The 21801-nt window shown below is 60.5% G+C and carries 21 protein-coding genes; 4 read left to right on the top strand and 17 right to left on the bottom strand.

Annotated elements, in window-relative coordinates; translation table 11 throughout:
- Positions 1 to 10: 10 nt before the first annotated feature.
- The 17 genes from U9R61_RS17375 to U9R61_RS17295 all read right to left on the bottom strand — a co-directional run bounded on the left by U9R61_RS17375 (position 11) and on the right by U9R61_RS17295 (position 16752).
- Positions 11 to 1159, bottom strand: coding sequence for an acyl-CoA dehydrogenase (locus tag U9R61_RS17375; protein ID WP_322490077.1), 1149 nt, complete (start codon positions 1157 to 1159; stop codon positions 11 to 13).
- 24 nt (positions 1160 to 1183) lie between these two features.
- Positions 1184 to 2350: a carboxylate-amine ligase gene (locus tag U9R61_RS17370; RefSeq protein ID WP_322490076.1), complete on the bottom strand. Its 1167-nt coding sequence runs from the start codon at positions 2348 to 2350 to the stop codon at positions 1184 to 1186.
- 138 nt (positions 2351 to 2488) lie between these two features.
- Positions 2489 to 4390, bottom strand: a complete 1902-nt coding sequence (locus U9R61_RS17365; RefSeq protein WP_322490075.1) for a VWA domain-containing protein — start codon at positions 4388 to 4390, stop codon at positions 2489 to 2491.
- Between the two features lie 41 nt (positions 4391 to 4431).
- Positions 4432 to 4908 (bottom strand): DUF402 domain-containing protein, encoded by a 477-nt coding sequence (locus U9R61_RS17360; protein WP_322490074.1) that lies wholly within the window; start codon positions 4906 to 4908, stop codon positions 4432 to 4434.
- Positions 4905 to 5780, bottom strand: a complete 876-nt coding sequence (locus tag U9R61_RS17355) for a DUF58 domain-containing protein (RefSeq protein WP_322490073.1) — start codon at positions 5778 to 5780, stop codon at positions 4905 to 4907. Before U9R61_RS17355 ends, U9R61_RS17360 begins: the two co-directional genes overlap by 4 nt.
- On the bottom strand, positions 5780 to 6781 hold the full coding sequence (locus U9R61_RS17350; RefSeq protein WP_322490072.1) for a MoxR family ATPase: 1002 nt from the start codon (positions 6779 to 6781) through the stop codon (positions 5780 to 5782). Before U9R61_RS17350 ends, U9R61_RS17355 begins: the two co-directional genes overlap by 1 nt.
- Positions 6782 to 6860: 79 nt before the next feature.
- Positions 6861 to 8528, bottom strand: a complete 1668-nt coding sequence (locus tag U9R61_RS17345) for a hypothetical protein (RefSeq protein ID WP_322490071.1) — start codon at positions 8526 to 8528, stop codon at positions 6861 to 6863.
- A gap of 216 nt (positions 8529 to 8744) precedes the next feature.
- Positions 8745 to 9158 carry a zinc ribbon domain-containing protein gene (locus U9R61_RS17340; RefSeq protein ID WP_322490070.1) on the bottom strand — a complete coding sequence of 138 codons (414 nt, stop codon included), beginning with the start codon at positions 9156 to 9158 and terminating at the stop codon, positions 8745 to 8747.
- Between the two features lie 80 nt (positions 9159 to 9238).
- On the bottom strand, positions 9239 to 10045 hold the full coding sequence (tatC, locus tag U9R61_RS17335) for a twin-arginine translocase subunit TatC (protein ID WP_322490069.1): 807 nt from the start codon (positions 10043 to 10045) through the stop codon (positions 9239 to 9241).
- On the bottom strand, positions 10042 to 10746 hold the full coding sequence (locus U9R61_RS17330) for a twin-arginine translocase TatA/TatE family subunit (RefSeq protein WP_322490068.1): 705 nt from the start codon (positions 10744 to 10746) through the stop codon (positions 10042 to 10044). The genes tatC and U9R61_RS17330 overlap by 4 nt, the downstream gene beginning before the upstream one ends.
- Before the next feature lie 180 nt (positions 10747 to 10926).
- The gene (locus U9R61_RS17325; protein WP_066785478.1) at positions 10927 to 11175 is read right to left on the bottom strand and encodes an acyl carrier protein; all 249 of its coding nucleotides are present in this window, start codon (positions 11173 to 11175) and stop codon (positions 10927 to 10929) included.
- A gap of 30 nt (positions 11176 to 11205) precedes the next feature.
- The gene (gene nusB / locus U9R61_RS17320) at positions 11206 to 11655 is read right to left on the bottom strand and encodes a transcription antitermination factor NusB (protein WP_322490067.1); all 450 of its coding nucleotides are present in this window, start codon (positions 11653 to 11655) and stop codon (positions 11206 to 11208) included.
- 18 nt (positions 11656 to 11673) lie between these two features.
- Positions 11674 to 13041: an acetyl-CoA carboxylase biotin carboxylase subunit gene (accC, locus tag U9R61_RS17315; RefSeq protein WP_322490066.1), complete on the bottom strand. Its 1368-nt coding sequence runs from the start codon at positions 13039 to 13041 to the stop codon at positions 11674 to 11676.
- Complete coding sequence (gene fabG, locus U9R61_RS17310) at positions 13041 to 13793, bottom strand: 3-oxoacyl-[acyl-carrier-protein] reductase (RefSeq protein WP_066785484.1); 753 nt, start codon at positions 13791 to 13793, stop codon at positions 13041 to 13043. The genes accC and fabG overlap by 1 nt, the downstream gene beginning before the upstream one ends.
- Before the next feature lie 6 nt (positions 13794 to 13799).
- Entirely contained in the window at positions 13800 to 14699 is a 900-nt protein-coding gene (locus tag U9R61_RS17305) for a restriction endonuclease (RefSeq protein ID WP_322490065.1), read from the bottom strand.
- A gap of 20 nt (positions 14700 to 14719) precedes the next feature.
- Positions 14720 to 15196 (bottom strand): transcriptional regulator NrdR, encoded by a 477-nt coding sequence (gene nrdR / locus U9R61_RS17300; protein WP_322490064.1) that lies wholly within the window; start codon positions 15194 to 15196, stop codon positions 14720 to 14722.
- 50 nt (positions 15197 to 15246) lie between these two features.
- Entirely contained in the window at positions 15247 to 16752 is a 1506-nt protein-coding gene (locus U9R61_RS17295; RefSeq protein WP_322490063.1) for a Ppx/GppA phosphatase family protein, read from the bottom strand.
- A 495-nt stretch (positions 16753 to 17247) separates the two neighbouring features.
- Here U9R61_RS17295 and U9R61_RS17290 point away from each other — a divergent pair, with 495 nt between their 5' ends.
- From U9R61_RS17290 to U9R61_RS17275, 4 genes are all read left to right on the top strand, one after another.
- A complete protein-coding gene (locus U9R61_RS17290) occupies positions 17248 to 18036 on the top strand; it encodes an AAA family ATPase (protein ID WP_322490062.1) in 789 nt (262 codons plus the stop codon).
- Positions 18026 to 19006, top strand: coding sequence for an alpha/beta hydrolase (locus U9R61_RS17285; RefSeq protein WP_322490061.1), 981 nt, complete (start codon positions 18026 to 18028; stop codon positions 19004 to 19006). The genes U9R61_RS17290 and U9R61_RS17285 overlap by 11 nt, the downstream gene beginning before the upstream one ends.
- A 577-nt stretch (positions 19007 to 19583) precedes the next feature.
- Positions 19584 to 20600 (top strand): LacI family DNA-binding transcriptional regulator, encoded by a 1017-nt coding sequence (locus U9R61_RS17280; protein ID WP_322490060.1) that lies wholly within the window; start codon positions 19584 to 19586, stop codon positions 20598 to 20600.
- A 53-nt stretch (positions 20601 to 20653) separates the two neighbouring features.
- The gene (locus U9R61_RS17275; RefSeq protein WP_322490059.1) at positions 20654 to 21760 is read left to right on the top strand and encodes an ABC transporter ATP-binding protein; all 1107 of its coding nucleotides are present in this window, start codon (positions 20654 to 20656) and stop codon (positions 21758 to 21760) included.
- Positions 21761 to 21801 lie beyond the last annotated feature (41 nt).

Genomic DNA, 21801 nt, shown 5'->3' with positions numbered 1-21801 from the left:
GCACAAGCTGTTACCCCCGCAGGCCAAGTACGGAATGAGCAATCACGTTGCGCAAGATTTCCGAGGTGCCTTCGCCGATGGTCAGCAAGCGGGTGTCGCGGTAGAGCCGCTCGACCGGATACTCTTGGCTGTAGCCGTAACCGCCGAAGATCTGGATGGCGTCGCGGCAGATCAGTTCCGACGCTTCCGAAGCGAAGAGTTTGGCCATAGCCGCCTCGCGGGTGTACGGCTTGCCGGCGTCTTTGAGCTTGGCCGCGCCATAGACCAGCGCGCGGGCCGCGGCGAGATCAACGGTCATATTTGCAATCATATTGGCAACCGACTGGTGCGCGCCGATCGGTTTGCCAAACGCGGTGCGCTCGCGCGCATAGGCGACAGCGGCCTCGTAAGCGGCCTGCGCCAACCCGATCGCCATCGCGCCGATCCCGATCCGTCCGCCATCGAGCACTTGCAAGAACTGGATAAACCCGCGCCCGCGTTCGCCAAGCAGATTCTCGCGCGGCACCCGCACATCGTCGAGCATCACTGCCGTGCTGACCGAGCCGCGCAAACCCATCTTCGGCTCGTGCTTGCCAAAGCTCAGGCCCGGCGTACCCTGCGGCACGATGATAGCCGAAATCCCCTTTTTCCCCTGTTCGGGATCGGTTACCGCCGTGACGATGATATGGCCGGCCAGCGGCGCGTTGGTAATCCACATCTTTTGGCCATTGATCACCCACTCGTCACCCACCAAGCGGGCCGTCGTGCGGGTCGCGCCGGCATCCGAACCGGCGTGTGGTTCGGTGAGGCCAAAGGCGGCCAGATACTCGCCTTTGGCTGCCGGTGTCAAGAACCGGCGCTTCTGCTCTTCGGTGCCGAACATCGCGATCGGCGCACTGCCCAAACCGATGTGGGCCGCATAAGCCAGCGCCGTGCTGCCACAACAACGCGCCACTTCTTCGATCGCGATCGCCGTGCTGACGCTATCGGCCCCGGCCCCACCGTACTCTTCGGGAAAGGGCAACCCCATCAAGCCAAGCTGCGCCATCTTGGCAAACGTCTCGTGCGGAAAGGCGCTGTGCTCGTCAACATAGCGCGCTTTGGGAGCGATCTCCTTCTCGGCGAATTCGCGCACCGTCTGGCGAATAAATTCCTGTTCCGGCGTCAGTTCAATCTGCATATCGAGCCTCTTTGCTAAAGATGCTTATCCGTGCGTCGCTTGCGACTCGGCTTCAAAGGTCATCACCGGCACGCCTTCCATCGTCTCGGCGATTAGATTATCCACCACCGCCTTCAAATCGTTCGTCTCGGCAAAGACGCGCAATTGGCGGTCGGAGCTGGTGCCCTGCTCGACAATCGTGAGCAAGTATTCGACCTCTTTGCGCGAGCCGAGCATGTCAACCACATCGTCAACCAGCTCGACGATTTCATGCACGAGCGCCTTAGCCTCAACTTCTTTGCGCTTGCCGAAATCGATCAGTTTGCCGTCAAGCCCCCAGCGCTGCGCGCGCCACTTGTTCTCGTTGATCAACGCGCGCCGGTAGACGCGGAAGGTGGTGTTGTCTTCAAACATAGTGTAGAACTTGACGATCAGCGCCTGCATCGTCGCCGCCAACGCTAGACACTCCTCGACCTTGGTGGCGATGTCGCACACCCGGAATTCAAGCGTGCCAAAGAACGGGTGCGGGCGCAGATCCCACCAAATCTTCTTGCCGTTGTCAATACAGCCGGTATTGACCAGCAATTGGACATACCGCTCAAACTCGCTGGCCGAATGGAACGTCGGCGGAATGCCGGTGCGCGGGAAGGTGCTAAAGATTACGCTGCGGTACGACTTATAGCCGGTGTTGCGGCCCATCCAAAACGGCGATGAGGTGCTGAGCGCCAGCAGGTGCGGGCAGATGTAGCGCGCGACATTCATCAATTCAATTGCCACCTCGTTATTCGGCATGCCGACGTGGCAATGCATGCCGAAGATGAGCAATTGCAGTGCGGCCTCTTGCATCTCGCCCACCACCATGCGATAGCGTTCGTCGGGCGTAATCTCTTGCTGCATCCACGACGAAAAGGGATGGGTGCCGGCAGCGACGATGCGCAGGTTGTGACGGGCCGCCAACCCGGCGATCGCGCCGCGCAGGCGGGCGATCTCAGCGCGCGCTTCGCTGATGGTGCGGCAAGGGCGAGTGCCGACTTCGACGATACTTTGGTGCATTTCGGGCTTGATCTGCTCGCGCAGGATCGTGCGCCCCGGTTCAAGGATCTGGGTAATGTAGCTGCGTAACTCGCGGGTTTCAGGATCGACGATTTGGTATTCCTCTTCGATCCCGATTGTAAACGCAAAATCGGCATCGTTGGGGTTGTAGACGCTCACCGCACACTCCTCACTGATGGTTGGGATTGGTTTGTCACCGGTATGTTGTATTATATCGCGTCTTAGCGATGTGTGGGGTAAGTTGGAATATTGGGAGTGCGGCAGTCTCACTGCCGCACTCCTTAGCAGAGTCTTCCCTTAGTGCGCCGTCCGCCGCCGCCAGCGTTCGCGCAGCAAGGCAATTGTATTGCGCTGATAGTAGAGCCATTCCACCAATAGCACGATCAGTGCCGCTAGCGCCAACCAACGCCAAATCTCTTGGCGACCGTCGCGCTCGCGGGCAACCGTGCTCTGCGCGCCGCTGAGCTGTGGGATGGCGAGATCGCGTTGCGGCGTGATGCGCGATTCGTTGGGGGCAAAGAGATTGACCGCAAAACGACGACTGGCTATGACTTCGTTGCTGCGCCGCTCTTCGAGGGTGTAGACACCGGGCAGATCGGTTTCAGTGTAGAAGGTTTGGTTCGCCTGCACCTGCACCTGCCCGTCGCGTGAGCTCGCCACCCGGCCATCGGGCCGGATGACCCGTACTTCTTCGATGCTGCTATCAACCGGCGCCACGATCGGTTGGCCGGTCGTTAGTTGCACACTGCTCACCGGCAAGAGGTACTCGATCAGATTCGAGAGCAGCAGCGGGAAGGCGATATTGAGCGGTAAATCCGACAAATGCAGGTCGAACGCCAGCACCACAATCCGCCGGCCTTCCCGCTCGCCGGCCAGCAAGAGCGGGCCGCCGTCACTATCGACGATCACCCGCGCCCATTGGCCGGGCACGATCCGCGGCGCTCGGAGAATATTGACATCGTTGAGTCGCACATTGCGCAAGAGCGGATCTTCCAGCGCCGCCGGGCGGATCAGCGGAAAGTCGAATTCACCGGTGATCGAGAAGAGTTCGGTGCTGCGCAGCGGGCCGATGAAGAGCAGGTTGCCGGGAGGCAGCTCGGTAGGCCCTACTCCATCAAAGATGGTCAGCGGCACCTCGGCGGCGCTTTCGGTAAAGGTGAGCGTTGTGGTTGGCACGCGTGTCACCTCAAGGCCGGGCAACAGCGAGAGACCAGTTTCGAGAAAGCGATTGCCATCGCTCACCAGCCGCACCTTCACCGTCTCGCGTTGCGGACTGACCGCGTAAGCCCGATCGTCCACCGGCAACGCATCGCCTTGCTCATCAAGACGCGCCTCAACGACTACCACAGTGGCCGGGATCGTCTGGGTTACGCTTTGTTCGCGGCCCGGATCGAGCGAGAGATCGATTGCATACGCCAGTACCCCATCAAGATAGAGTGAGAGACGACGAGTGACAGGACTATCGCCATAGTTCACTGCTTGCACGAACAGGGTCTGCTCGAAGGGGCCGGGTTGGAGTGCAATCGCGTTAATCGCCACATTGTCAGATGAGCGGCCAATTGGGAAGTAACGCACCCGCGCCGGCACCCGTAATCCATCAGGCAAGATCACATTCCCATCAGAGATGATCGCCACTTCGCTGTCGGGATCGCGGGCAGCCAATGCCGAAGCCAGCGTCAATGCTTGGGTGAGGTCAGACTGGCCGCTGTAGCTCGGTTGAATGTGCTCGATCACGCGCCGCAGCTCGCGCCGGTCGCTTGAGGAAGCGATCGGCGCTTCCATTTGGCCGCCAACGGTGATGATCGTCGCCCGCCCGTTATCCGGCAGTTGATCGATCAGTGCCAGCGCCTGACGCCGCGCCGCCTCTAATCGGGTTGGCGGTTCGTCGGTCGCAAGCATGCTGGTCGAGCGGTCGAAGATAATGATCAAATTCGCACCGTTAATGCCGGTGACGGGCAAGAAGGGCCGGGCCAATGCCAGCACCAACAACAGCATGAGCAGCAGTTGCAAAAAGAGCAATAAATTACGGCGCAGCTTCTGCCATGGCGCGTTGGCTTCAATATCGCGCACCATACGCTGCCAGAGAAAAGTTGATGAGACAACTTGCTCTTCGCGGCGTAACTTGAGCAAATACATTGCCACGATGAGCGGGCCGACAATCGCCGCGCCAAGCAATGCTAATGGAGCAAGGAATGACATACTCGTGTACCCACCCAGAGGAACAAAGCGCCGCTCCGTCCCTATGGCACGTTATCCGTAAATGGTGTTTCGCCGCGGGCGATCAGATCACGCAATTCGGCAATCGCTGCGCGCAATGCTGCATCAGTTGCTGGTTCAGCTAACGCCAACCCGCGCGCTGCATACTCGTCGAGATCGGTGATCTCGACGCGCTGGCGATCGGCGCTCACAATCAGATCGATCTCTAAATCCTCCGTCTCGATCACTGCATCATCAATCCGGGCCGGGCGGGCAAGGTTGCAATACCACCCCCGCGTCACGCCATCGGGCCGTTGGGCGCGAAAGATGTTATACCAGCGGTTGGCGTAGAAGGTTTCGATCATCACATCACCCGGCTCGATGCTAAACAGGCCCAGATCGACCCGGTCCAACCGCCACTCGGCCTGCACCGTTACACTCTGCGCGTCGCGCGTCAGCACCGTCGCCGGGTAGCGGATAAGCTGGCCGCGTCTTGGTTTGATCAAGCGCACTTCGATCATCGGATCACACCGGCCCGGCGCAACTGACCAAATACGAAATCTTCGATCGGTTCGGCAGTGTTCACCGGCACATAGCGCATACCCCGCCCGCTGCAAAACGACTCGATCTCGCTTTGCCATGCGCGCAGTGACTCGCGGTAACGTTGCAACACATCAAGATCGGCGCTGATTTCAACCGCCGGCCCACCCTCGCTATCAAGCAAGCGAATGTCACCTTCGAGCGGCGGATCGATCTCTTGCGGCGCGAGCACATGCATCACCGTAATCTCGAACGGGCGCGAGCTCAGAGTGCGCAGGGCATCGCGCCAGCCCGGATCAAACAGATCAGAGCAGAGCAAGAGCGGGCCAGCGCTGCGCGCGGTCTGGATATAGTTGCGGCAAAATTGGGTCAAGTTCGCGCTGCTGCCGGCTTCGAGCCGCTGCAAAAACTCAAACAGCGCCACCGCGCCACGCTTGCCGCGAATCCCGCTCACCGCCGCCGGTCTGCCGCCAAACGCCGTCACGTTCACCCGATCCAGATTACTGAGGGCAATATAGCCAAACGCTGCGGCAATCCGGCGGGCGTAGTGCAGCTTTTCCGGCTCGCCCCATGCCATACTGCGACTGGTGTCAACCAGCAAGTGAACGTTGAGTTCCTCTTCGGCCACAAACAGCTTCAGATAGAACCGTTCAGCACGGGCGTAGAGGTTCCAGTCGATCTGGCGAAAATCATCGCCGGCAGTGTAGGGGCGAAAATCGGCAAATTCCACCGACGAACCACGTTTGGGGCTACGCCGCTCGCCTTGCAGATCGCCGGCCATCGCGCGCCGGGTTTGTAGCGCCAGCCGATCCAGCTTGCGCAGGAACGCGGCGGTGAGCAACGGCTCAGCCATCACTCCTCCTTGACCGCTTCCAGCACGCCTTTAACCACTTCGTCGGCGCTGATCCCTTCAGCCTGCGCTTCAAAGTTGAGCACGACGCGGTGGCGCAGCGCCGGCAAAGCCGCCAAGCGAATATCGCCAAACGAGACGTTATAGCGTCCATCCAGCAATGCTAAAATCTTACCGGCTAAAATCAAGGTCTGCATGCCGCGTGGCGACGCGCCGTAACGCACATACTGCTTGGTTATCGCCGGCGTATCTTTGCCTTCAGGATGGGTGGCCGTGATCAACCGGGCCGCATACGCCAGCACATGGCTCGCGATTGGCACGGTGCGCGCCAGCTCTTGCATCTGGATAATGGTCGGCCCATCGGCAACATGGCGCGCTGCCGGCTGGCGAGCGCCGGTCGTGCGTTGGGCAATCTCCACCAGTTCGGCTACCGTTGGAAAAGCGACGTTGATCTTAAAGAAGAAGCGATCGAGCTGCGCTTCCGGCAGCGGATATGTCCCCTCCATCTCCAACGGATTTTGGGTTGCCAAGACAAAGAAGGGGCGCGGCAGTTGGTGGATCGTCTTGGCGACGGTCACGGTGCGCTCTTGCATCGCTTCGAGCAGAGCCGACTGGGTCTTCGGCGTGGCGCGGTTAATCTCATCGGCCAATACCAAATTGGCGAAAATTGGCCCCGGTTCAAAGCGGAACGACTTATGGCCATGGGCATCTTCACTGATCAGCGTGGTGCCGACAATATCCGCCGGCATCAAATCGGGCGTAAACTGGATGCGCGAGAATTTACAGTCGATCACATCGGTCAAGGTGCGCACCAGCGTGGTCTTCGCCAAGCCGGGCACGCCCTCGAGCAGCGCATTTCCGCCGGCGAGCAGCGTGATAATCACCTGCCGGATCAGTTCGTGCTGGCCGACAATCACTTGCGCGACTTCGGCTTCGATCTGTTGCGCGCGTTGCCGAAACTCTTCCGGTGTCAAGGCGATCGCAGCTTCCGAAGCAGCGGTCATGCTGGTGTCCTCCTCTATGGATGCAAGGTAGCGTTAAACATTCTCGGCAAGTAGACGCCAGTGGCGAGCGTCCAGCGTGCTACGGTTCCAGCCGCGAGAAGTATTCGCGGACGAGATCTTGTAAATAAATCGGCACACTGCCGCGATCGATTGCTTCTGTCGCCGTGCGCTGGTATTCAGGGAACACCTGCTCGTAAGGGATAACCGACGGATTATTCAAACCACCCTGCTGGCCTTGACCCGGACGCACCTCACTGCTGCCGCCGCTGCCCTGCTGGCCGGCGATAAAGTCAGGATCACCGGTTTGACCGGAGGGCCGGAAGGGTTGGTACACGAGGTCATCGTTGCGTCCTTGCCCCTGTTGCGAGCTTGGCCGGTTCGGATCGACATTGCCCGGTACGTTACTCTGTTGTTGGCCGAGATTGTCAGCCGTTGAGCCGCCGCCTTGACCGGGTTGCCCTTGTTGGCCTTGACCGGGTTGCCCTTGTTGCCCCTGTTGACCTTGCCCTTGACCTTGTTGGGCCTGCCCCTGGCCTTGCTGGCCTTGCCCTTGGCCTTGTTGGGCCTGCCCTTGACCTTGTTGGGCCTGCTGGCCTTGACCGGGTTGGCCGGCTTGCGCAATTTGCTGGCGGGCCGCCTGGGTATTGCTCAACGTTTGTTGGACGGCGCGCTGGTCAGCGGCAGCAGCTTGGGCATTTTGCACCTGCTGGCCGGCCTGCTGCAACGCCTCGGCAGCGGCTTGGGTATCGCCGCGTTCAAGTGCCTGCGCTGCATCTTGTAGGGCCTGCGCGGTGGCGCGATCCGCCGATGCGAGTTGCGCAGCCTGTTGGGCCAATTCTTGGGCTAATGCCTCGCGCTCCGCGGCGCTCATCTGATCGAGGCTGGCTGCCAAATGCTCAAGCTGTTGGCGCAACTGGTCAAGCGTCTGGCGTGGCGACGTCGGGTTATTCGAGAGTTGTTCCAACCGGCGCGCCAACTGTTCCAGCGCCGCTTGGCGCACGTCCGTTTGCGGATTAAGCTGTTGGCGCAGACGCATTTCGGCTTGGGCCAGATCGGCCAGTGCCTCTTGGCGATCGCCGGGGTTGCGGGCCAGCTCAGCTTGCAACTGGCGCAGGATCGCCTCTAACTCGGCCCGTTGTTCGGGTGTGAGCTCATCGCGCGCGGCCAATTCTTGCTCTAATTCGGCCAATTGCTGATTGACCTGTTCGATCATCTCGGCGACAGCGGCGCGCTCGGCTAAGATCTGGTTCATCGGGTTAGGCAGCGTCAGTAACGCAACCGTTACCAGCGCCGGCAGCAACGCCAGCAGCAATGGCTGGCGCGGCACCACGATCGGGATCTGGCGTGGATGGAGCTGTAACGCCAGCGCGCTCGCGTCAGCCTGTTGGTAGGGCGCGAGCGGCGTATCAGCGCCGGTTTCATACAATTCAATCGCCGTCGAGAGCCGTTCGCGCAGATTGAGGATGCGATCCACCCGCTGCGCGGCTCGGCGCGGCGGCAACGGCCGGAACGCGCTGGTACCGGTGATAGCCGCCAACCACAGCGCGATCGGTGCCAACACCCACCATAGCAACTGTGGTACCGGCGTAATCCAACCGATAGCCGCCACCACTGCACTCCCGGTAAGCGCCATCCATAGAGTGCGGCTCGCCAGCACAATGCCATCAATGAGGCGCAGTTTGAGGCTCAGCGGGCGCAACTGCCGGCGCAATATCTGATAGGTTGAAGGGTTTATCGCCTGCGTCATCGCCAATCCTTCCCGTGTCGGCGGTAAGAGTATCGTACCACACTATGGATGACGCTGCCAGACCCGCGCCGGTTCCGGGGAAGTGTCACGAAGACACGCACATCGGGAACAGGTAACCAACCCTCGCCGCGTTGGAGAGCAGGGAAAAGCTCGACCTGCGCCGCTGCACAGGGCCAGTGTGCTGCACGTTGGCGAGTACACTGCGCCGGTGTACAGCTATTCTTTGCGCCAGACATGCCGCTCGACCACCTGCCGCACCAATTCACCGCGCTCCCAAATTTCAACCACGCGCTGGCTGATGATGGTTGTTGTCATGCTGACCGGCTCAACGGCAGGCGTGATCGGGTTCTGGGTAACGGCAGTAATCGGTGCAACCGGTACCGGTGTACCCATGCGGCGGCGCAGCCATGCCTTGCCCACTTCGACCGCCAGCGTTGCCGCGCCGAGCGCCAGCGCGGCGCCGATTTGGCGCATCTGCACCGGCGAGAGTGACAAGGTGCGAGGAGCCAAGGCACCCGGTTCGCGGGGAGCCAACGCATCATTGCCGGTGAGCGCTGCGCCGCACGCGCCGCAGTACCGGTTCTCGAGCGGGTTGCCATGGCGACAGGACGGACAAATCCGTTCCACCATAACGCTCACCTCCAACCATTGCTGCTGATATTTCTATTATAGCAATTTGCTTCTGGTACGGGCACAGCACCGCTGTACCGCTACGATGCCTCGACGTTGCGTTTGGCTTTGCGCGGCGCTTGGGCCGCCGGTACAAACCGCGCCAATATCACGCCAACCTCGTACAGCAGGTACATCGGCAGCGCCAGCAACATCAGATTCACCGGATCGCCGGTCGGGGTAATAAATGCGGCGATGATCACCACCACGACCATCGCATAGCGCCGGTAGCCGGCCAATTGCTTGGCGGTGGTGACATTCAGATATGCCAGCACATAGATAATGATCGGTAATTCAAACACGACGCCGTTAATCAGCAACAACATCGACACAGTTTCCAGAAAATCGGACAGCGTCGGTTGGGTTTGGATGAGCGGCGAGTCAGAAAAGCCGATCAGGAACTGAATTGCGACAGGCGTGGTGACAAACCAGCCGAAGGCAATCCCGGCGAGGAAGAAAAAGGTCACAAAGGGCAAGGCGCGGAAAATCAGCCGCCGTTCGCTCTCGGTCAGGCCCGGCACAATAAAGGCTAACAGTTGGTACACGATCACCGGCATCGCCAGAATCACGCCAACCAACAATGCCACCTTCATGTAGCTGGTGAACTGCTCGGTGGTACCGACGGACTGTATCGGAGCGAAGCGATCGTTTATTGGGGCAAAGGTCAAGATCAGGATATCGATCAGTTTAATCGGACCTTGTGGCCACACCGCGATAAATCCAAACACCATGCCGATCAGCACGCCGATGCCGGCCTTGACAATCCGGCTGCGCAGCTCGATCAAATGCTCGACTAGCGTCATCGATGTCTCATCGGCTGGGCCTGCTTGAACCGGTTTCGTAGTCATGGCGCGACAGTCTCCTCAGAAACGGGGGCCGGCGCGACGGTCGGTTGCCAGTGTTGATCTAACAAGCCGCGCGCCTGCAACTGAAAGACAATCGACTGGAGTTCAGCCGCCAACCCATTAAGCCGGGCCAGCACTTCGCTAAGCTCGGCAGGCGTGACCGGTTCCGCCACGCTCTGGGCAGGCGATGCTGTCGCCGGCGCCGCCGCATCGGCGAAGAGCATCCGATCTTCATCGGTAATGGGTTGGGCAACACCAGAGTCGTTGCTGACCCGCTCGACCGGCATGGCTGCCGGCACCGGCGCTTGGGCCGGCGGGCGAATCATTGGCTTCGCCGGTGGCAGCGTTGCTTCAGGCAGCGGCGAGGCCGGCTGAGCGGTTGACAAGGCCTCGTTCAGCGTGGTTTGCATCTGCTCGCCAACCGCTTTCACCTCATCAACCATCGCCTGCATATCGTTGCGCACATCGAGCTGGTTGCGCGTCCGCACCAATTCATCGCGCAATTGGGCGATCTCGCGCTCAAACTCGTTGCGCATCTCGTTAATCATTTGCAGTTCAGGCGACTGTTGCTGCCACGCGAGAAATTTCGCCACCTGCTTACCGGCAAAGCGCCCCAACTCCGGCAACCGTTCCGGGCCAAAGAGCACAAGTGCGAGACCGGCGATGAGGATCAGCTCAGGCAGATGAACGTTAAAGATCTCCATACAACTCCGCAGTTGGCCGGTGATACGATGCGATGCTACTACTATCTTACCACAGTGCGCGGTTTGCGCGAAGGGCGCCAGCGCCGTCGCGGCTGCTCTACGACAATGACTCGGAAACAAATAACGGCGGGTTGTTTCACCCGCCGCGTATCCTTGCATTGCAATCCGATCAACTCGCCGCTACTCGTTGCTCTGATGAGTTTCGAGGTACTTCAGTGCATCGGCGACGGTCTGGATCTTCTCCGCCTCTTCGTCGGGGATCTCGACGCCGAATTCTTCTTCAATCGACATAATCAGCTCAACCAAGTCGAGCGAGTCGGCATTCAGATCCTTGGTAAAAGACGCGCTCGGCACCACTTGCGCCTCATCAACGCCGAGCTGATCGACGATAATCTTGCGCAGGCGCTCCTCCATCTCAGGCGAAGCCATATTGGTTGTGTTCCTTCCTTTCAAAGACGGCTATTCCTCATCGCCGCGCTCGGCAAGGTAGCGAATGACCACCGTGCCAAGCACGCCGTTTACAAACCGGCTGGAATTATCGCTGCCGAACTGTTTGGCCAGCTCGACCGCCTCATTAATCACCGCCTTTATCGGCGTCCGCTCAATATCATCAATGAGCAGCTCAAACAGTGCAATCCGCAGCACCGCCTTATCAACGCCGGGCATCTGAGCGACCGGCCAGTTCGGCGCCGCCTCTTCGATAATCCGGTCGAGATACGAGCGGTGCTCCCATGCGCCAAAGACGAGGCGACGTAGAAACTCGGCGCTCTCAGGCGGCATTGGTTCATCGGCGAGCCGGCGTTCGAGCACCTGATCAATCGCGTGATCGGTTTCATCAACTTCAAACAGGATCTGCAAAGCTGCGATCCGCACTCGATGCCGCTGACTGGCCAATCTCGCCCTCCCCATACGCATCCCGCCACCGACCTACGCCGGATTGAGTGTCTCCTTCCACTGGCGCAGCAACTCGGCCACATACCCAGTGTGGATCCGTCCGGTCCGGAAATCCGGATCATCGATCAACGCCAATTGGAACGGGATGGTTGTTTTGATCCCAGTAATCACACACTCATTGAGCGCCCGCCGCATCCGGTTCAACGCTTCGTCGCGAGTATCGCCGAACGTAATAATTTTCGCCAGTAACGAGTCATAGTTGCCGGGAGGTGCATACCCTGAGTAAAGGTGCGAATCAACCCGCACTCCGGGGCCGCCGGGTGGCAGATAAAATTCCACTTCGCCGCTGGCCGGCAAGAAGTCACGCTCCGGATCTTCGGCATTAATCCGGCACTCAATCGCGTGCCGCGCTATTGTAATGTCTTCCTGCCGCAGCGTCAAGCGTTCGCCGCTGGCGATCAGCAACTGCCAGCGCACCAAATCAATGCCAGTCACCTGTTCGGTCACCGGATGCTCGACTTGGATGCGGGTATTCATCTCGATGAAATAGTAATTCCCCTGCTCGTCGAGCAAAAACTCGAGCGTACCGGCGTTGACATAGCCAATCGACTGGATGCCGCGCACCGCATCAGCGCCCATGCGAGCTCGCAATTCTGGTGTAACGACCGGCGATGGCGCTTCCTCAACAATCTTCTGGTGGCGGCGTTGGGCCGAACAGTCGCGTTCGCCGAGGTGGATCGCGTGGCCGTACTGGTCGGCCAGCACCTGAATTTCGACGTGACGCACGCGGGTGAGGTACTTTTCTAGCAGCAGCGCGCCATTGCCAAAGGCGGCCTCGGCTTCGGCGCGAGCGGTGGGATAGGCGCGTTGCAAATCGGCTTCATCATACGCCACCCGCATGCCGCGGCCACCACCGCCGCCTGACGGCTTGAGCAACACTGGATAACCGATCTGGCGGGCAATATCGATAGCTTCTTCCAACGAACGCACCTCGCCATCAGACCCGGGCACCGTCGGGACGCCGGCTTTGCGCATGGTTTCACGGCCAATCGCCTTGTCACCCATCAAACGGATCGGCTCAGGCGGCGGGCCGATGAAGATCAGGTTGCAATCGGCGCACATCTCGGCGAAATACGGATTTTCCGAGAGGAAGCCGTAACCGGGATGCACCGCATCACAGCCTGAGATGAGCGCCGCACTGATCAATGCCGGCGCATTGAGGTACGACTTCGCCGGTGGGGGCGGCCCGATGCAGACCGCCTCATCAGACAGCCGAACTGCCAGCGAATCGCGATCGGCGGTGCTGTACGCCGCAACGGTACGAATGCCCAGCTCCTGACAAGCCCGAATGATACGCACGGCAATTTCGCCGCGGTTAGCCACTAACACTTTGCGAATCATCAGGACATCACCATCCCGCCGTCGATCGTCAGCGTTTGCCCGCTGATATACGCACCGGCATCAGAGGCCAGGAAACAGATTAATCCCGCCACTTCAGCCGGCTGGCCGAACCGGCCGAGGGGGATCGTCGCCAAAATAGCTTTACGCGTCTCTTCGTTGAGGGCATCGGTCATCTCAGTCTCGATAAAGCCGGGAGCAATGGCATTGACGGTAATGCCACGGCTGGCCATTTCGCGCGCCGTCGATTTGGTAAAGCCGATGATGCCGGCCTTAGCCGCCGCATAATTGGCTTGACCGGCATTGCCGATCAACCCAATCACCGACGTGATGTTAATAATCCGGCCAAAGCGCTGCTTGGTCATCGGGCGCAGCACTGCGCGGGTACAGAGAAAGACGCCGCGCAAATTGGTTGCGATCACCTCATCGAAATCGCTCTCCTTCATCCGCAAGAGCAGATTATCGCGGGTGATGCCGGCATTATTGACCAGAATATCGATCCGGCCAAACTGTTCGAGTGTCGTTTTTACCAACTGCTCAACATCAGCCGGTTGGCTCACATCACCCTGCACGGCTAGCGCTTTGCCGCCGGCAGCAGTGATCGCCGCCACGGTCGCCTCGGCTGCCGCAGCATTGCCGCGGTAATTGACCACGACCGTCGCCCCGCTGGCTGCCAACCGTTCAGCGGTAGCGCGGCCAATCCCGCGGCTGCCGCCGGTCACAATCGCAACCCGCCCGCTCAGATCAAGCAGCATGCTCTTCTACCCCTCTGCCATCGCAAACAGCGTTGCTCCATCAATAATGATGACATTGCGCCGCCCGCTAGCCGCCTTGACGGTATCGGGCGTGAATTCAGTTGACGTAATGACTAACCCTTTCGGAACACCCATCCGCTTCATATCCTGCAACAGGCTTTCGAGTGTACCGGGCCGCACCTTGTCGGCGACCGACAGCCGGAGCAGGTACGTGACGCCTTCGTAGGTCAGTTCGAGATCAAGGTGCTTATCCTTATCGATAAAGCGATAATCCTTGAACTCAAACCCCTTCTTGCGAAAGAGATTCAGCACATACGAGCCAAACTGGGGCAGCGACAACCCCTGCAAATCTTCGAGCGTGCGCACGACGTTGGGACGTTCGAGGCGGCCACCGCGCTCGGCGATCTCCTGCTGTAACTGGCGGTTGCGTTCTTCGGCCCGGCCCGACATTACCGTCCCAAACGCGGGGAAGGGGATCAACGCAAACGCCGAGAAGATAAAGTAGATCGTAATCAGATCCACCAACGTGGCCGGCGCGGCCGGTTGATCGGGATCGAGTTGGATCACCGGCATCGGGGCAATGCCGGCTTGACCGACCAATCCGTACCCGGCCATAATGGCCAACCCGAAGAGAAATGTCACCATACCGAGGGCAAGACCATTGGCCAGATACTCGCCGCGCACCTTGCGGCCCAGATAGATACCGGCCAGCACCGGCACCACGCCAGCGAGAATCTGTAAAATGTTATTGGCCAAAAAGAGCGAACACCACGCAATGGCGGTAAGCAGGCCAACCAGTAGCACTTGCACCCATTCAATCGAGCGAAATGAACGGGCAAGGCGCTGGAGGAATGACAGCTTCGCTGTTGGTTCTGACACCGGCTGCGGTGTCGTCTCGACGCTCATAGAATCCTCTACATTGTCAGTTATGGGCGGCCATTGCGGTCGCCTTCACGTTCTAGCAATTCATCAACCGCTTCGCGCAATTTGCCGATGTCGGTAAACGCGCGATAGACTGAAGCAAACCGGATGTAGGCAACTTCATCGAGATCGCGCAACCGGCGCATCACCGCATCGCCGATCGCCTGCGAGCTAATCTCTTGCTCGTCGGTTGCCATCACCATCGCCTCGACATCGTTCACCAATTGCTCGATCGCGTCCGCCGAGACGGGGCGGCGATAGCAAGCGGTGCGCACGCCGCGAGCGATCTTCTCGCGATCGTACGGTTCGCGGGTGCCATCCTTTTTCACCACCATCAGACTGACCGATTCGATCCGCTCGTAGGTAGTGAAGCGACGGCTGCAAGCGCGGCACTTGCGCCGGCGCCGGATCACCTCGCCCTCATAGAGTTTGCGCGTATCGATCACATCGGTCTCTGAAAAGTGGCAAAATGGGCACCGCATGAACGATGTCTACTCCTTCACGTATCGTTAACACGCATTATAGCACACGCTCATGCCGGCCTGATCTGCACTTCGCGCCCGAAGCTACGACGAAGGAGGCCACTGCGGCGCGTCGCTTCCCAGATTTCGACGTGGGCATCGCCATCAGCCACAATGTCAATCGTAATTTCTTCGCCGATCTGCACCTGCACATCGCACACAATCTGGCTCTTGCTGCGTTCGAGATACTCGGCCAAGCGGAGCATGGCGCTGAGACGAGCAATGCGCGTTTCATCATCCGGGGTGACAATCGCCGCATAGGGGGCCGGGCCGCTCCAGCCTTTGCGGTGGTTGCGCACTAGACCGGCGATGATCACAATTTCGCGATGGCTGAAACCAAGCAACGCGGCGTTGTGGATCAGATACTCACCGTGCTTGTGGTGGTCGTAGTAGCCGACACTCACGCCTATATCGTGCAAGATAGCGGCATACCCAAGCAATTCCCGCTCCCATTCGCCATAGCCGTGCAAGGGGGCCAGTTGGTCGAAGAGCGACTGGCTAAGGTGAGCGACGCGGGCGCAGTGTTCAGGTTCGTAGTGCGTGAGTCGGGCCAAATTGAGCACGCTAAAGCGGCGTGGATCGGCCAGCAATGGCTGCGGCTGGTCAGCGAGAAAGTGCTGGTAGAAGATGCCTTCGCGCACGCCTTGGCCGCTGACCAGCAAGCTGGGAAAGCCGCCACGATCCATCAACGTGGCGATGATCACCGCGCCGGCCAGCGTCACATCCACCCGCTCCTCTTTCATCCCCGGGATCTGAAGCCGCTCACGGCGTGGGCGGCGGGCCAGTTCTTCGATCAGCCGCTCGATCGCTTCACGGGTCAGCACATAGCCATGCACCCGTTCGAGCGGGTAGTTGCGCTGCTTTTGGTCAATCCGGGCCAGTTGGCGCACCGTGCCACCCATCCCGCCCAACTTGCCGTGGCGCAGATCGGGCAGCCAATCGAGCGGGGCGAAGGCTGCGCGCGCAGCTTCGCGCAGCCGGCGCAGGTCGGCGCGGCTAATGGGATCGCTCTGTACAAACTGTTCGGTAAAGCGTACGACGCCGGCTTGCACCGAAAAGCTGTGGGTAAGCGAGCGATCGTGTACCGCCATGACCTGCGTCGAACCGCCGCCCGTATCGAAGAGAGCGCCGGTGTGCAACGGCAAGGCGTTGATCGCGCCCAAATAGCCGAAGTAGGCCTCTTCCTCCGCTGAAATGATGCGTAGATCGAGCGGCGTGGCCGCGTGCAGGGCGGCCCAGAACTCGGCTTGGTTGGCGGCCTCGCGGATAGCGCTGGTGCCGACCGCGATCACCTGATCGACCCCGGTCGATAGGCAGAGGGAATAGAACATCCGCAGCGCTTCGACCGCTCGCCGGATTGGCGCCGGCTGGAGCATACGCGATGGGCCGATCCCCTCAGCGAGGCGCACGGTTTCGCTCACCTCATCGGTGAGCCGGAAGCTGTAACCCGGCTCGTATGCCATCACAATCAGGCGTGTGGTGTTGGAACCAAGATCGATCACGCCGAGTTTTTTCATAGTGGTAGTCCTAGCGTTTGGGTGAGACCGCGAGGTCGCTCGGATGGGCAGCTCTGCCATTGAACGCAACGACCCGTTGTGGTGGTTGCATAAGGATTATGGAATGAGGCGGGGATGCTGTCAAATCACCCGGCGGTGTGTGGACGAGAGCCGAATGGCCATCGATTGCGTGGGTGGAGGGCGCACGGCCATCGGTTGCGTGGGTTCAAGAGCGGACAGAACGCACGAGCACAGATGTGGTTCATGGCTTTGCGATGCTCCGTTTCACCCTCACCCCTAGCCCCTCTCCCACCTAACGGCGGGAGAGGGGAGTGAATTGCATAGCGATCAACGGTTGTAATCGATCAACCGTTCTATCCGTCCCTCAAGCCGGATGGGAGGGGCCGACCGGTGGGGCATTGGAGGGAGCCGCACGGGCATCGGTTGGATGGGCAGGGGCGCACGGCTGTGCGTCCCTACGTGTTACTTTGGGCGGTACAATCAATGGTGTTGGGAATGATGCATGGCATGGTGCAGATTATGGCGCGCACGATCGCGTTGGCAATGCAAAAAGGCGGTGTCGGCAAGACGACGACGGCGCTGAATTTAGGGGTGATGTTGGCGGCGCGCGGGCGACGGGTGCTGCTGGTTGATCTCGACCCGCAGGCTAACCTGACGCAAGGGCTGGGGGTTGACCCGGCAGGGTTGGAATATAGCGTCTACGAAGTCTTGCTCAATCCCGAACACGGGAGCGCCTTCGCCACCCGTACTCTCAGCGACAGGTTAGACCTCATTCCAGCCTCACTCGATCTCGCCGGAGCCGAACTCGAACTGGCCGGGAGGGTGGGGCGCGAATTGCTCTTGCGCAAGGCGTTGCGCGTCGCCCAGAATCAGTACGACTACATCCTGCTCGACCCACCGCCGAGTCTTGGCTTGTTTGCGCTCAATGCGCTGGCCGTCGCCGAGATGGTGTTGGTGCCGCTGCAACTGCACGCTTACGCCTTGCGCGCCCTGCCGCCGCTCGAAGCGACGATCGCGCTGGTGCGCGAGATCAATCCGCCGTTACGGATCGGCGGGATTGTCTGCACGATGGCTGACCGGCGCACGAACCTGAGCCAGCAGATCGAGCAGCAGGTGCGGGCGCAATACGGCGATCTGGTCTTCACGACTGTCATTCCCTTCAATATCCGGTTAGCCGAAGCGCCGGCAGCCGGTGCGTCGATTGCGACCTTTGCCCCACAGAGCGCCGGCGCGCAGGCGTATGCCGCCTTGGCGACTGAACTGGAGGAACGGTATGGCAGATGAAACGAACGAACCGATCCGGCGCGGGCGCGGATTACGCATCTCCGTTCCGCCGGCCCAAGATGCGGCTGAGCAATCCCCGTCACCCAACGATGATATTGTACGCGGACGGGGGTTGCGGCTCTCGACCGCAGCAAGTACGGTGCAGACCGCAACTGTGCGTACAATGAATGGCCCGCTGCGCTATCTGCGTGTGGGTGAGGGGCCGCCGCTCATTGCAGTGCATGGGTTTGGTGCTTCGAGTTGTTTGTGGCGCGAGATCTTAAGCGGGTTGGCCGATATCCGCACCGGCTACGCAATCGATCTGCCCGGTTGCGGTGAGTCGTCGGCGCGGAGCACTGCGCCAACGTTGGCAATGCTGGCAGATGAAGTGATGGCGTTTGCAGATGCTATGGGGTTACGCCGGTTTGATCTGATTGGCCATGCACTCGGCGCCGGCGTCGCAGCGGTAGTCGCTGCGACGCGGCCGGCGCGGGTTAGGCACGTGATTCTGACCAGTTTCGGAGTGCGCACGACTACTCCCGACGCGCTGGCGCTCGCGCTGACGCGCACCCCGTTTGATGTCTTCCTCGGTCTTGCCCGTCCGGCGATCAACACATGGGCCGGCTGGGCCTTGGGTTCACCGCTCACCAGCCAACTGATGGCGGCATGGCTGTTGGCCAGCCCACCCGCCGATCCGGCGTGTTGGGATGCGTACCTCGCCGATCATGCGCGCGCCGATAGTCGGATGTATGTCACCATGCAGACAATGACCGCCGATCCAACCTTGAAGAGCCGCTTGCAGTCGATCAAAGCGCCGGCGTTGTTGATCGGCGGGCAAGACGATCGGATCATCCGGCCCGGCGAAGTGCGGGCAGCGGCGGCGCTGATCCCGGCGGCGAAGGTTGAGTGCATCCCTGCGTGCGGCCATCTGCCCCCGATCGAGCACCCGGTCGAGTACCAGCGCTTGGTGCGCGAGGGGTTGGCGGGGTAGGAACAAGCCAGCAACGACGCAGAGGATCCAAATGCAAAGACGCGAAGGACGCCGAGGGCGCAAAGGATTTTTGGGGAAGCGTCTCCGCTCCCCGCTTGTCATTGCGAGCCGAGTGGAGCGAGGCGAAGCAATTTCCCGCTCTAGCGGAATGCCATAACTCATCGCGCAGAAACACTGAACATACAGTATGGGGCGCCGTTTTGGGGCTGGGTCTGGCCCCCACCCCCAACCCCTCCCCCGCTGGGGGAGGGGCGATCCGCACCTCTAGCCCCTCTCTCACTGGCGTGGGAGAGGGGTGCTGCTGTGACGCAGAGGATCCAAACGCGAAGGACGCAAAAAGCGACACGGTTTTGCTTGTCTTGTGCCTTTTGCGTCTTTTCGTGGCTCTTCCCCCTCTGTGTCCTCTGCGTCCTCGGCGGTAAAAACATGGGTACCCCCACCCCCAACTCCTCCCCCAACGGGGGAGGGGTGATCCGCCATCAACTAATCTCCTTCCACCTCTTGACAACGCGATAAGAACGTGCTATAGTCAACTTAACCGATTAACCGCTTAAACGTTTAAAGCGGAGCAAGGGTTGTGGCCACGATCAAAGATGTCGCGCGGCGCGCGCAAGTCTCTACCGCAACGGTCTCGTATGTGCTCAACGGCACCGGCGTCGTCAGCGATGCCACCCGTGAGCGCGTCCTAGCCGCCGTGGCTGAGCTTGGCTACCAGCCCAACTACAGCGCCCGCGCCCTCCGCACCCGCTCGCACACCCTCGGCGTCGTCGCCCCCGGCATCGCCGGACGACTGGCCGATCCGGCGACTGCTGAGATACTGGCCGGTCTCAGCGAAGCGGCAACGGTAGCCGGCTACTGCCTCTTGATCGCATCACCCACTGATAGCGAAGCCGAAGGTGAACTCGATCTCCGCCTTGCCCGTAGTGGCCGGGTCGATGGGCTCGTGCTCTTTGATCTGCGGGTGGCTGATGAGCGCCCGGCGGTATTGGCCGAAGCGCGCATTCCAGCGATCGCTATCGGCGCGCCGGTGACCGGTGTGACCTGCCCGATTGCCGGCTTCGATTTGCGCGCCGGCGCTGAACAGGCCACCCAGCACCTGATCCGGCTCAGCCATCGCCGCATCGCCTTGCTGGCGGCATCGTCAGACCTCAGCATCAGCGAGCCATTCTATGCCGGTTACGTCGCCGCCCTGCACGCCGCCGGCTTGCGTCGTGATGCCACGCTAGTGATCGAAGCCGGCAGCAGTGAAGACGATGGCATGGCGGCGATGCAAGAATTGCTGGCCGCGCGCACCCCGCCCACCGCGGTGCTGGCAGCAACCGACACGCTGGCGTTCGGCGCGATGCATGCCCTGCGCGACTCCGGCAAGGTCGTTGGGCAAGATGTCTCGGTGGTGGGGTGCGACGATCTGCCGCTGGCGGCGCATACCTACCCGCCGCTCACGACGTTGCGCGCGCCACGCCGTGAACTTGGTGCAACGCTGGCCCGCCATCTGATCAGCCTGATCGAACGGCGCACTGTGCCACCCGTCACCCTGCTACCAGTGCGCCTGATTGTCCGTCACTCCACCGCTGCGCCGCGCGCAGCCGGTTGAGGATACAACGTCAATTGGCGAGCGCGATCTCGCCCAGCAAAGGAGCTTTGACAATGGCTTCCATTAAGTACGATCACGTGTGGAAACGGTTCGGTGAAGTCACCGTGCTCAAGAATCTCGACCTCGACATCGCCGATGGGGAGTTTCTGGTACTGGTCGGCCCGTCGGGTTGCGGTAAATCAACTGCGCTGCGCTGTCTGGCCGGGTTGGAAGAAGTCACCGAAGGGCGCATCTTCATTGGTGATCGTGATGTGACCGACATCCCGCCTAAAGATCGCGACATCGCGATGGTCTTCCAGTCTTACGCGCTCTACCCGCACATGAGCGTCTATGACAATATGGCCTTCGGCCTCAAGCTGCGCCGCGTGCCCAAAGCCGAGATCGACCGGCGGGTGAAGGAAGCCGCCGAGATGCTCAGCATCGCCCACCTGCTCGACCGCAAGCCCAAAGCTCTCTCTGGCGGCCAGCGCCAGCGCGTCGCCCTTGGCCGCGCCATCGTGCGCGACCCTGCCGTCTTCTTGATGGACGAGCCGCTCTCGAACCTTGACGCCAAGCTGCGCGTGCAAACCCGCGCCGAGATCAGCAAGCTCCACCAACGCCTCAAGACCACTTTCATCTACGTGACCCACGACCAGACCGAAGCGATGACGATGGGTTCGCGCATTGCGGTTATGCGCGATGGCATCTTGCAGCAGATCGACACGCCGCAGAACCTCTACGATCACCCGGCCAACATGTTCGTAGCTGGATTCATCGGCAGCCCGGCGATGAACTTCTTCGAGGCGAAGCTGGAGCGCACCGACGGCGGGGTGAGCGTGGTGGTCGGTAAAGAGTTCGTCTTGCCGGTGCCGGCCGGCAAACTCGATCACGTCAGCAGCCACATCGGCAAGAGCGTCTACTTCGGCATTCGCCCCGAAGACCTGCACGACGCCCACTACGTGCCGCGCGGCGTTGAAGAGCGGGCTAAAGTGCATGCCGCCGTCAACGTGGTGGAGCCGATGGGAGCCGAAATCTACGCTTACGTCGAAAACAGCGGCAAAGAGTTCATCGGTCGCTTCGACCCGCGCTCGAACGCGCGCACCGGCCACACGATCGAAGTGGTCTTCGATATGGAGAAGATGCACATCTTCGACCGCGAGACTGAAAAGGCATTGACATAATAAAGAGAAACGGCGGTGCGACTCCATAATAAGGAGTCGCA

It is taken from the genome of Chloroflexus sp. (genome assembly GCF_034431535.1).
Lineage (GTDB): Bacteria > Chloroflexota > Chloroflexia > Chloroflexales > Chloroflexaceae > Chloroflexus.
The sequence above is the reverse complement of the archived record's forward strand: the minus strand, read 5'-3'. Positions and strand labels throughout refer to the sequence as shown.

Bases quoted from the DNA above. Each gene is read 5' to 3' on its own strand.
- U9R61_RS17375 (WP_322490077.1), bottom strand. From the start codon at position 1,159: ATGCAGATTGAACTGACGCCGGAACAGGAATTTATTCGCCAGACGGTG.
- U9R61_RS17365 (WP_322490075.1), bottom strand. From the start codon at position 4,390: ATGTCATTCCTTGCTCCATTAGCATTGCTTGGCGCGGCGATTGTCGGC.
- U9R61_RS17360 (WP_322490074.1), bottom strand. From the start codon at position 4,908: ATGATCGAAGTGCGCTTGATCAAACCAAGACGCGGCCAGCTTATCCGC.
- U9R61_RS17355 (WP_322490073.1), bottom strand. From the start codon at position 5,780: ATGGCTGAGCCGTTGCTCACCGCCGCGTTCCTGCGCAAGCTGGATCGG.
- U9R61_RS17350 (WP_322490072.1), bottom strand. From the start codon at position 6,781: ATGACCGCTGCTTCGGAAGCTGCGATCGCCTTGACACCGGAAGAGTTT.
- U9R61_RS17345 (WP_322490071.1), bottom strand. From the start codon at position 8,528: ATGACGCAGGCGATAAACCCTTCAACCTATCAGATATTGCGCCGGCAG.
- U9R61_RS17340 (WP_322490070.1), bottom strand. From the start codon at position 9,158: ATGGTGGAACGGATTTGTCCGTCCTGTCGCCATGGCAACCCGCTCGAG.
- tatC (WP_322490069.1), bottom strand. From the start codon at position 10,045: ATGACTACGAAACCGGTTCAAGCAGGCCCAGCCGATGAGACATCGATG.
- U9R61_RS17330 (WP_322490068.1), bottom strand. From the start codon at position 10,746: ATGGAGATCTTTAACGTTCATCTGCCTGAGCTGATCCTCATCGCCGGT.
- U9R61_RS17325 (WP_066785478.1), bottom strand. From the start codon at position 11,175: ATGGCTTCGCCTGAGATGGAGGAGCGCCTGCGCAAGATTATCGTCGAT.
- nusB (WP_322490067.1), bottom strand. From the start codon at position 11,655: ATGGGGAGGGCGAGATTGGCCAGTCAGCGGCATCGAGTGCGGATCGCA.
- accC (WP_322490066.1), bottom strand. From the start codon at position 13,041: ATGATTCGCAAAGTGTTAGTGGCTAACCGCGGCGAAATTGCCGTGCGT.
- fabG (WP_066785484.1), bottom strand. From the start codon at position 13,793: ATGCTGCTTGATCTGAGCGGGCGGGTTGCGATTGTGACCGGCGGCAGC.
- U9R61_RS17305 (WP_322490065.1), bottom strand. From the start codon at position 14,699: ATGAGCGTCGAGACGACACCGCAGCCGGTGTCAGAACCAACAGCGAAG.
- nrdR (WP_322490064.1), bottom strand. From the start codon at position 15,196: ATGCGGTGCCCATTTTGCCACTTTTCAGAGACCGATGTGATCGATACG.
- U9R61_RS17295 (WP_322490063.1), bottom strand. From the start codon at position 16,752: ATGAAAAAACTCGGCGTGATCGATCTTGGTTCCAACACCACACGCCTG.
- U9R61_RS17290 (WP_322490062.1), top strand. From the start codon at position 17,248: ATGATGCATGGCATGGTGCAGATTATGGCGCGCACGATCGCGTTGGCA.
- U9R61_RS17285 (WP_322490061.1), top strand. From the start codon at position 18,026: ATGGCAGATGAAACGAACGAACCGATCCGGCGCGGGCGCGGATTACGC.
- U9R61_RS17275 (WP_322490059.1), top strand. From the start codon at position 20,654: ATGGCTTCCATTAAGTACGATCACGTGTGGAAACGGTTCGGTGAAGTC.